The sequence below is a fragment of the Neisseria sp. HMSC065D04 genome, assembly GCF_001815675.1.
Classification (GTDB): Bacteria; Pseudomonadota; Gammaproteobacteria; order Burkholderiales; family Neisseriaceae; genus Neisseria.
In genome coordinates this window covers 84,282-94,279 of sequence record NZ_KV821496.1, presented here as the reverse complement: position 1 = coordinate 94,279, position 9,998 = coordinate 84,282, and the positions used below count along the sequence as shown (strand labels likewise).

Genomic DNA, 9,998 nt, shown 5'->3' with positions numbered 1-9,998 from the left:
AAGGTCGTCTGAAATGGTTTCAGACGACCTTTTGGTTTTTATAAAAGAATAATGGAACAATGAGATGGCTGAAGTGCATTTAGACAATATAGTGGATTAACTTTAAACCAGTACGACGTTGCCTCGCCTTAGCTCAAAGAGAACGATTCTCTAAGGTGCTGAAGCACCAAGTGAATCGGTTCCGTACTATCTGTACTGTATCTGCGGCTTCCGCCTTGTCCTGATTTAAATTTAATCCACTATATAAGGAGAAGACGCGATGTCGTCCTAACGAATTTCATTTGCCAAAAAATAAAGCGGTCGTTCATGTAGCAAATACAGAACGACCGCTTGAGTTCAGCACCATTTTAGATTGTCTTCGGCAGCAAACAACTAAGGGTCTGCTGTCTTAATGATTCATTGCATGAATATATGGAAGACAAATCATGCGATACCGTTATTCAAGGGTTTATTTTTTCTCTTTCGGCATTTGAGATACCAAGGACAGATTTACATCCAAGCCTTCGATTTGGAAGTGAGGACGGGCAAACAGACGGACTTTGAAGAAGCCGGGGTTGTCTTCGATATCTTCAACCAAGACTTTGGCTTCACGCAAAGGATGTGTTGCCTGCAACTCGTCGCTTGGATCTGTCATTTCAGTAACCAATGTATTGATCCAAGTGTTCAATTCCAATTCGAGCATACGGCGGTCTTTGGTTGTGCCGATGTTTTCGCGTTGGATCAGCTTGAGATAGTGAGCCAGACGGGAAAGCAAGAAAACGTAAGGCAAACGGGCATTGATGCGGCTGTTTGCCGTCGCTTCTTTGGTTTCGTAGAGCGCAGGTTTTTGCGCTGAGTTGGCCGAGAAGAAGCAGGCGTAATCGCGGTTTTTATAGAAAGACAGCGGTACGAAGCCCAAATTGGCAAATTCAAATTCGCGGGTTTCGGGAATCAGGACTTCGGTAGGGATTTTTACTTGATTGCCGGTACCCAAATCATACATATGGATAGGCAAGTCTTCTATCAGACCGCCGGCTTGTGGTCCGCGGATTTGAACGCACCAGCCGTTGTTGATGAAGCTGCGAACCATGTTGGCAGCGAAGGCAAAGGATGCGTTTGCCCATAAGTAACGATCGTGTTCGGTGCCCTTAACTTGTTCTTCGTAATTGAAGCTGCGTACAGGAACTGTATCGCTACCGTAAGGCAGACGGGCAAGGAAGCGGGGCAGGGTCAAGCCGATATAGCGCGCATCATCGGTTTCGCGGAAGCTTTTCCATTTGATGTATTCGGCACGGTCCATATAGTTCGCCAAGTCCTGAATGCCGGCGACTTCTTCCATGCTTTCTTTACCGAAGAAAGATGGGCCGACAGAGCCGATGAATGGCATGTGTGCAGAAGCGGAGACGCGTGAAATATTGCGCAGCAAAGCCATGTCTTGCGGGCTGCGGTCAAATTCGTAGTTGGAGATGACTGCGCCGATAGGTTCGCCGCCCGGGGTGTCGTATTCGTTGCTATAAGTGTGGCGATACAGTCCGCTTTGGACGATTTCGGGTGCGTCTTCAAAGTCTTGAATCAAGTCTTCTTTGGAGACGTCGAGGATTTCGATTTTAACGTTGTGACGGAAGTCTGTACGGTCAACCAAGAATTTCAAACCGCGCCATGCAGATTCGATTTTTTGGAATTCTTCGTTATGGAGGATTTCATCTAATTGGCGGCTGAGCTGTTCGTCAATGCGTGCGATGTGGTAGTCCAACAGGCTTTTGTCGAGGCGTTCTACTTTTTGAGATGAGTCTTGAATCATCTTTAAAAATACGCTGACCGCTGCTGCGATGCGTTCATCCGCAGAGGCTTCGGACATTTTTTCGGCGCTTTGGAACTGTTCGATGTCGATGACGGAGTCGACGGCGTTTAAATTGATTTTTTGGCACAGCGCTTCATAAACACTGGCTGTGTTTTCTTGTTCTATAACGGTTGTTTGGGCTTCTTGGCGTTTTTGCATATTTTAAATCCTTACGGGTGTTTTCAGACGACCTTGTGTTTTATTTGTTAACAGGTGCAATTTTTTCGAGGCGGTCGCGCAGTTCGGCAGACAGATTTTCGTCACGCAAGATGGTTTCCAGTTCGCGACGGAATGCAGAATCGTCCAACAGGTTGGATTTCAAATCACGGAGCAGGTTGCGCATAGCCAATAAAGCGCGCAGCTCGGGAACATTTTGTGCAATTTGTTCCGGGTGGAAATCCCGCATAGATTTGAAATTCAAATTGATGTTCATCTCGCCGCCGGCCGGGGAGAGGGTGTTTTTTACAGTCAGGTTGGCTTTAGGATTGAAGTCGGACAATACGGAATCAAAGTTGTTTTTGTTGATATTGACTTTTTCTTTTTCGGCAAGATCGCGTTTGTCTTGACCATTGCTGTAATCACCGGTGACTAAAAGTTTGAGCGGAAGCTCGACTTTTTTCTGTGCGCCTCCGGTATGGAGGTCTAGTTTGATATTGATACGTGAAGGTGGAACTTCGTTTTGGAAACTTTTGCTCACGGCTAATCCTATTCTCTGTTATGTGTTGAAGGGAAAATCTTTCGTTTCAAATGAAATATAAATACTAAATTTGGATATATTTCTATCTAAATAGTATAAATGTTAGGTATACTGTTGTCTATTGCATTCAAAATTTATCTGACAAAAGGTATTTAAAAGGTATAAACAGTGAAATTTCATAAACCATTATGGGAAGAGGGTGTCTTGCTCTCTCCTCAGCACTTCCAACAACAAAACGTTTTTAATAGTTACATTTATGCAACAGTAATAAAATTGATGGGTGAATTCAAGTGGGGATGTTTTCGTTGCGAGTTCGACCAGCAGACGCTTGAATTAGGAAAAATTAAATTGGATGAGCTTCAGGCCTGCCTGCCGGACGGAACTCTAATCGACTTGCAGTCGGGCAGTGGCTCTGTTGAAGTTCGTGATATTAATAGCCTGCCTATGAGAGCAAGAAATACAGTGCTGTTGGCTCTCCCGGTTTATCAAGCGCATGTACCGAATTTGGTGGATGAAAACGGGGCTGGAAATACCCCTAGACGGTTTGTGAAAAAGTTCGAGCAAGTTGAGGATTTATTTTCCGCTGAGGGGGCAGAACTTGCCGTTGAGCAATTAAATTTACAAATTCGTTTTGATTTCGAGGATAATGACGATTACATTACATGCCCCATCGGCGTAGTGGAAAAAAACGAGAATGGGGCATTGATTTGGTCTAAAGACTACATCCCTCCATTATTGTCGATTACAGGTTCGGAAGTTTTACTTTCATGTCTGAATAGAATCACTTTGCTGGTGTTGTCCCGTATAGATAACTTATCCGCCCGCCGCCGGGCGCGTAGTGAAAATACGGTCGATTTTTCTGTGTCTGACTCGACCTTGTTCTGGTTCTTGCACGGATTAAATACGATTTATCCTGAATTGAAACATTTGAATGATTATCCGCAGCAACATCCAGAGGAGCTTTATAAGCTCTTGGTTCGTTTACTTGGTATGTTGTACACATTCAGGGTGAGTGAATCTGTGAATGAGATGGAACCATACGATCATTTTGATCTGTTTGGAACCTTCAACCGTTTGGAGTTGAAAATCCGCAGTCTGTTAGATGAAGTCATTCCATCGCCTGTCATCGAATTGTCGTTAGAACATACAAAATCTACACATTGGCGTGCTCAGATATTTGACAGCAGAATTGATGATAATGCGGAGTTTTATATCTCGGCACATTCTGATTCCGTTGTTTTTGCTGAATTGCAGAAGCAATTGCCATTGGTTAGCAAAATTGGTGCACCTGAAGACGTGGAACGCGTTATCAATACGGCAGTAATGGGAGTGCCTTTGCAGTTGTTGAATCAAACCCCTCCTGGTTTGCCGTTCCGAATGGATAATGTTTACTTCAGATTAGACAAACGGCATGTGGCATTTTCAAGAATGATGCAATCGCAGGTATGTAGTATTTACGTTCCAACATCTATACCCAATTTACATTTAAGCTTATTTGCAGTAGTGAGTATTTAATATGAACCATAATCCATTGATTCGAAGTGAATTAAGAGATACTGCTTTGACCGTATCCGCATTATCGGCAGGTTTTAGTCCCGAGCATGCCTCAACATGGTATGAGTATGGCAAAACTTTGGTAGATAATTTAAGAAAGAATTTAGCAAGCTCTGGTCGTAGTGCAGAGGAGATTGAAGAGATTTCTTATGCGCAGTGTGCGCTTTTGGATGAGGTTGCATTGCAGAATTTGCAAGGAAGTGATCGAGAAGTGTGGGAAATGAATCCCATGCAAGTACATTTCTTCCAATCATACAATGCAGGCGATGTATTGTGTGACAAAATTGAAAAGCTGTGCAAAACAGGCAGTGCCAATTCGTTGATCGCCGAGGCATATTTGAGTGTAATCAATTTAGGCTTCAAGGGACGTTATATTTTAGATGAAATGGCTCTTCAAAATTCACAAAATAGCTTGAAAAAAATGGTTGCCGGGTTGTCTAGCAATGCGGTAACTCAAGATGGGCAAATATTCTATGTCGATCGTAAAAGCATGCCTCTTAAGAGTTTGCTGACGATTAGTCCGATATGGGTATTTATCTGTTGTTCTGTTATTGCAGTAGTAGCTTATTTTGCATTTGGATACTATCTGGATACTTTGGCTGAACAAACTCAAGCATTATAAATTTAGAGTAATTTCATAATGACTTATCAAAAGCTCTCGTCTTTCATTATTTTTATAGTAGTTGAGCTTATACTGTTTTATGTATTGGCAATATATTGGCAAGCTAGTTGGATGCTGAAAGGCGGTATTCTAGCTTTGTCAATTGTTGCTATATTTTGTGCTTGGTTAATCAGGCAGCGTAGGAACAAGGAAAATATCAGTATCGGTTCAGAAGTTTGGCAGCAAATTGCGACAGAATTAAATAATACTGGATTTACTGGGCGTTACGTTTTGCGTATGCCTGATTCTGCAGTGAAGATGTCGAATTTAGTCGAGAGGTATGATGACACAGTATATATAAATATTTTTAATCCAGAACATTTATACACTGTAGTTTGGAATCTGCTTCAGAATATAGCCCGTAAACAAATCTCACTCAGCATAGAGCTGGTGTTGTCTCCCGCCATAAATGCCGATGTATCTATGGTTATGCGGGGGTGGTTGCGCAATATATTGTTTTTGCAGAAAAAAATGGGTATATCTATACCTGTAAGTTTTGTTATTCGTGCCCCCTTTCTTTTCAAAGAGTCTTCAGATAAAAGAGAGCTATTTTTTGCCTTAAAAACACAGGGCAGATGGAATGTATTAAATATTAATCAGTTTTTTACTGATTTTAAAGAAAGTCTGTCTATTGAGTTTTTACAGCAAAATAAACAATCAAACGGTTGTCAATATATATGGCTGATTGAGGCACTCAATTGCGTCGAAGAGCAATTGTTGAATCGTACAGACGGGGGGTGGGAATATGTCGATGTACGCAGCTTAAGCGTAGTTGACGATGGAGACTGCCAAGCCAAATCAGTATGGGCAACTTATATTTCTAAGAATACACAAGGGTTAATCCATTCTTTTAATAATTATCAAGGTAATCAATTTCAATATATTCATACCGAATTGTCAGATAAATATACCGTTTATCATAAAAATCATGCTATTGATATACTTTTTAAAGTATTATCTGTTTGTGCATTAGGTTTTTTATCTGCTTCGTTTTTCTCTATGAAAAACAATAGCCGTTTAATAGAACAAATCAGCCGGCATATAGAAAATGTTCGGTCTGAGGCAAATTCAAATGAGCGGCAACAACATTTGGTATTGCTAAAGCAGGATTTGCAATTGCTTGAGAAATACCGTGATGAGGGTGTACCAGCACATTTAGGATTAGGGTTATATCGTGCGGATTTATATATTCCAAAGTTAAAAGCCTTAATGCCGAAAGATCCTCCACCTCCAAAACCGATAAAACCGGAACCTGTGAAACCTGTAGTTATTACTTTAGACAGCTTGGCTTTGTTTGAAACAGGTCAGTTTGAACTAAAAAATAATGCCAATAAAGCATTGATTGGTGCATTAAAAGCAATCGAGTCACATCCTGATACACGAATTTTAGTTGAAGGACATACTGATAATGTTGGAAATCCTGTTTCTAATCAGCAGTTATCAGAAAAGCGTGCTCAATCGGTCAAAGATTGGTTGGTTATCTCTTCTAATGTTCCGGAGAGTCGGTTTGAGGTTAAAGGATTGGGTGATACCAAGCCTATTGCAGATAATCAGACGGAAGAAGGTAAGGCCAAAAACCGTAGGGTTGAGATCATACTGATTCCGGCTGTAAAACAGTAAATTTAATGCAGCACAAGTTGCTTTAAGCCTCACAACTTAAGGCGTTTTCAATAAAACTAAGGAGTAAAAATATGGCAATTCCTGCTTATATGTGGTTGAAAGACGACGGCGGTTCCGTTATTAAAGGTTCTGTTGACGTCAATGGTCGCGAAGACAGCGTTGAAATCGTTGAGTTTCTGCACAATGTCCGTATTCCTACGGATGCCAATACCGGCAAACTGACAGGTACTCGCGTTCACGAACCTATCGTATTGTTCAAAGAATACGATGCTTCTTCACCATACCTGTACAAAGCAGTAACAACTGGTCAAACTTTGAAAGAAGTAGAAATCAAGTGGTACCAAATTGACGCTTCTGGTCAAGAGAAAGAGTATTTCAATACCAAACTGGACAACGTTAAAGTTGTAGCAGTAGGTCCTGTAATGCACAATATCAAAGACCCTGCTCGCGAACGTTACAATCACTTGGAACGCGTTGAATTGCGTTACGAAAAAATCACTTGGACTTATAAAGACGGAAACATCATTCATTCCGACAGCTGGAACGAAAGCCGCGCTTAATAATCCACATAAAGTGCTGCCTGATAAAGGTAGCACTTTTTTATAACACATTTTTACATCAGGGATATCAAATGTCTGCACATGATCAAGCATTATTATTACGTCGTCTGAACACGCATTGTCAGCAGGCGATGGAAGCTGCAGCCGGCTTATGTCAAACACGAGGTCATGCCGAAATTACGGTTGACCATTTATTTATCAAATTGCTCGAACTAGGGGATGGAGACGTTAATGCCTTATTGAGGCGTTACGAAATTGATTTAGAAAATATTTGGAATCCTTTGTTGAGTACGATGGACAAACTTCCACGCAATGTTCGTGGTAATCCTTCTTTGTCTAAATCATTGATTAGTTTATTGTCGGATGCATGGTTGTTGGCAAGTGACGAAGGTGCATCTGAGATCCGTTCGGCTTTCCTGTATCAGGCATTGCTGAAATCTCCTTACCGTCTGATGACGCAGGAAGCATGGCCCTTATTAAGCCTGACTGAAACACAGATAGGTCGTCTGAAAACTTGGTTGGACGAAGTTTCTATCGAAGGTAAGAATAATACATTTGCGCAGCCGGCTTCAGAAGAAGGTCAGCATACAGTTTCAGCGGAATCTAAACCCCAACAAACCGCTACAGCAGGACAAAACGATGCGCTTGCACGTTTTACCGTCAATTTGACTGAAAAAGCCGCTCAGGGCGGTATTGACCCTGTATTTGGACGCGAAACCGAAATCCGTCAAATGATGGATATTCTGTCGCGTCGCCGTAAGAACAACCCGATTCTGGTTGGCGAACCGGGTGTCGGTAAAACTGCATTGGTAGAAGGTCTGGCATTGAAAATCGCTTCAGGCGAGGTGCCTAAGATATTGGAAAACACCCAAGTATTGGTGTTGGACTTAGGTCTTCTGCAAGCGGGTGCGGGGGTGAAGGGTGAATTTGAACAACGCCTGCGCAATGTTATCGAGGCTGTTCAGAATTCTGAAGAACCCGTTTTATTATTCATCGACGAAGCGCATACGTTAATCGGTGCCGGAAACAGTGCAGGCGGCGCGGATGCAGCCAACCTCTTAAAACCGGCTTTGGCGCGGGGTGAGTTGCGTACCATCGCAGCGACAACCTGGAGCGAATACAAACAATACTTTGAAAAAGACGCCGCGTTGGAACGCCGTTTCCAAATGGTCAAAGTTGACGAACCCGATGATGAGGCTGCGTTCACCATGCTCCGCGGTTTGAAGCAACGTTATGCCGCTTACCATAAAGTCCATATTCAGGACTCCGCCGTCATAGCAGCCGTACAACTTTCCCGAAAATATATTACCGGCCGCCAACTGCCGGACAAAGCCGTAGATTTGTTGGATACGGCAGCCGCACGCGTCCGCATGAGTTTGGATACCGTGCCTCATATTTTCGGTTTGATGGATGCCCAAATTTCTTCACTGCAGCGCGAACTGGAAGCATTGGATGCCGATAAGCAATTAGGTCGTCTGAATGCTTCGCAGCAAGATAACATTCGACAAGTTGAGCAAGAGATTGCCCAATTGAATGAAGAGCGCGAAGAAATGAACCGCCGATATCAGGAAGAAAAACAATTGGCGGATGAAATCCAATCCTTGATGGAAGCTGCCAAGAATACAGAATTGACTTCTGAAGAGCGACAAGCCGCGCAACACAGTCTGACCGAGAAACAGCAACAGCTTGATGCCGTTGTCGCCGGCAAACCGTTGATTTTCACCAGCGTTGATGAGACCGTAATTGCCGATATTATTGCCGATTGGACGGGTGTACCCGCAGGCAGCGTTCTCAAAGACGAACTGGCAAACCTGCTGCAACTGGAAAGCCTGCTTGAGAAACGCGTGGTTGGGCAAAGTGAAGCCATTCATGCTATCGCGCAAAGTTTGAGAGCCGCTAAAGCAGGTTTGAAAACCAACGATTCCCCATTGGGCGTATTCCTGTTGAGCGGTCCGTCCGGCGTAGGTAAAACAGAAACGGCGCTGGCTTTGGCAGATGCGCTGTTCGGCGGCGAAAAATCGCTGATTACCATCAACCTGTCCGAATACCGCGAAGCGCATACCGTTTCCCAACTCAAAGGCTCGCCTCCGGGTTATGTCGGTTATGGCGAAGGCGGCGTTTTGACCGAAGCAGTACGTCAAAAACCTTACAGCGTCGTATTATTGGACGAAGTTGAGAAAGCCCATAAAGACATTCTCAACCTCTTCTACCAAGTTTTCGACAAAGGCATGATGCGTGACGGCGAAGGTCGGGAAATCGATTTCAAAAATACCGTTATCCTGATGACGTCAAACTTGGGTGCGAACGAATTGACCCAATTGCTGCAACCGCAAGAGCCTGAAGAAACAGAAGAAGCTGTTGCAGAAGAGGGTAAAGAGCAAAACGCGCAAGAGCAGATTGTGGACACTGAAGTCGAACTTTCTGCACAAATGCCGGATGGCTCGTCTGAAAACGCCGGCGTTTCAGACGACCCTATTGAAACCGATGAAACGCCTGAATTCAGTCTGGAAGAGTTGGCAGAAGCGATTCGTCCGATACTGACAGACCATTTCCAAGCCGCTCTGTTGGCGCGTATGCAGGTTGTTCCTTATCGTCCGTTGGAAAAAGAGGCATTGGCTCAAATCGTCAGACTGAAGCTGGACAAAATTGCTGACAGACTGTACGAAGCACATCAAACACGCCTCAGTTACAGCGAAGATTTTGCAGCGCTTCTGGCTGATTCTTGCACTACCGGCGACAGCGGTGCACGCAATATCGACCATTTGCTCAATCGCCAAGTCATGCCTGCCATCGCGCAAAGCTTTTTGCAATGGCAGCAAACCGCGGGGCATATGCCTGAACATGCAAAATTGGAGTTGGGCGAAGACGGAATAGACGTTTTATTTGAATAATGGGAAGAGAATAGGTCGTCTGAAATCATTATGTTGTTCAGACGATCTTCATTAATCTTTCACTTTATTGATAACGCATCTCAATAGCCATTAGAAAGGTCGTCTGAAAAAAAGCTTTTCTTAGTTCAGACGACTTTTTATAGCTAACGTATTGTTGAAACCCATTATATAGTGGATTAACTTTAAACCAGTACGG

At 43.4% G+C, this 9,998-nt stretch carries 7 protein-coding genes; 5 read left to right on the top strand and 2 right to left on the bottom strand.

What is annotated here, in order from left to right:
* Positions 1–448 precede the first annotated feature (448 nt).
* Complete coding sequence (tssC, locus tag HMPREF3050_RS04345) at positions 449–1,978, bottom strand: type VI secretion system contractile sheath large subunit (RefSeq protein ID WP_003760102.1); 1,530 nt, start codon at positions 1,976–1,978, stop codon at positions 449–451.
* Between the two features lie 40 nt (positions 1,979–2,018).
* Entirely contained in the window at positions 2,019–2,516 is a 498-nt protein-coding gene (tssB, locus tag HMPREF3050_RS04340; protein ID WP_003760099.1) for a type VI secretion system contractile sheath small subunit, read from the bottom strand.
* Positions 2,517–2,684: 168 nt separating this feature from the next.
* Between tssB and tssK the strand changes: the two genes are divergently transcribed.
* From tssK to tssH, 5 genes are all read left to right on the top strand, one after another.
* Positions 2,685–4,031: a type VI secretion system baseplate subunit TssK gene (gene tssK / locus HMPREF3050_RS04335; RefSeq protein WP_070773659.1), complete on the top strand. Its 1,347-nt coding sequence runs from the start codon at positions 2,685–2,687 to the stop codon at positions 4,029–4,031.
* Between the two features lies 1 nt (position 4,032).
* On the top strand, positions 4,033–4,692 hold the full coding sequence (locus HMPREF3050_RS04330; protein WP_070773657.1) for a DotU family type IV/VI secretion system protein: 660 nt from the start codon (positions 4,033–4,035) through the stop codon (positions 4,690–4,692).
* 18 nt (positions 4,693–4,710) lie between these two features.
* Complete coding sequence (locus tag HMPREF3050_RS04325; RefSeq protein WP_070773655.1) at positions 4,711–6,351, top strand: OmpA family protein; 1,641 nt, start codon at positions 4,711–4,713, stop codon at positions 6,349–6,351.
* Positions 6,352–6,422: 71 nt separating this feature from the next.
* Positions 6,423–6,911 carry an Hcp family type VI secretion system effector gene (locus tag HMPREF3050_RS04320; protein WP_003760091.1) on the top strand — a complete coding sequence of 163 codons (489 nt, stop codon included), beginning with the start codon at positions 6,423–6,425 and terminating at the stop codon, positions 6,909–6,911.
* A 71-nt stretch (positions 6,912–6,982) separates the two neighbouring features.
* Positions 6,983–9,802 (top strand): type VI secretion system ATPase TssH, encoded by a 2,820-nt coding sequence (gene tssH / locus HMPREF3050_RS04315; RefSeq protein WP_070773653.1) that lies wholly within the window; start codon positions 6,983–6,985, stop codon positions 9,800–9,802.
* Positions 9,803–9,998 lie beyond the last annotated feature (196 nt).

Excerpts from the sequence above, each read along its gene's own strand:
- HMPREF3050_RS04330 (WP_070773657.1), top strand. The coding sequence starts at position 4,033 with ATGAACCATAATCCATTGATTCGAAGTGAATTAAGAGATACTGCTTTG.
- HMPREF3050_RS04325 (WP_070773655.1), top strand. The coding sequence starts at position 4,711 with ATGACTTATCAAAAGCTCTCGTCTTTCATTATTTTTATAGTAGTTGAG.
- tssH (WP_070773653.1), top strand. The coding sequence starts at position 6,983 with ATGTCTGCACATGATCAAGCATTATTATTACGTCGTCTGAACACGCAT.
- tssC (WP_003760102.1), bottom strand. The coding sequence starts at position 1,978 with ATGCAAAAACGCCAAGAAGCCCAAACAACCGTTATAGAACAAGAAAAC.
- HMPREF3050_RS04320 (WP_003760091.1), top strand. The coding sequence starts at position 6,423 with ATGGCAATTCCTGCTTATATGTGGTTGAAAGACGACGGCGGTTCCGTT.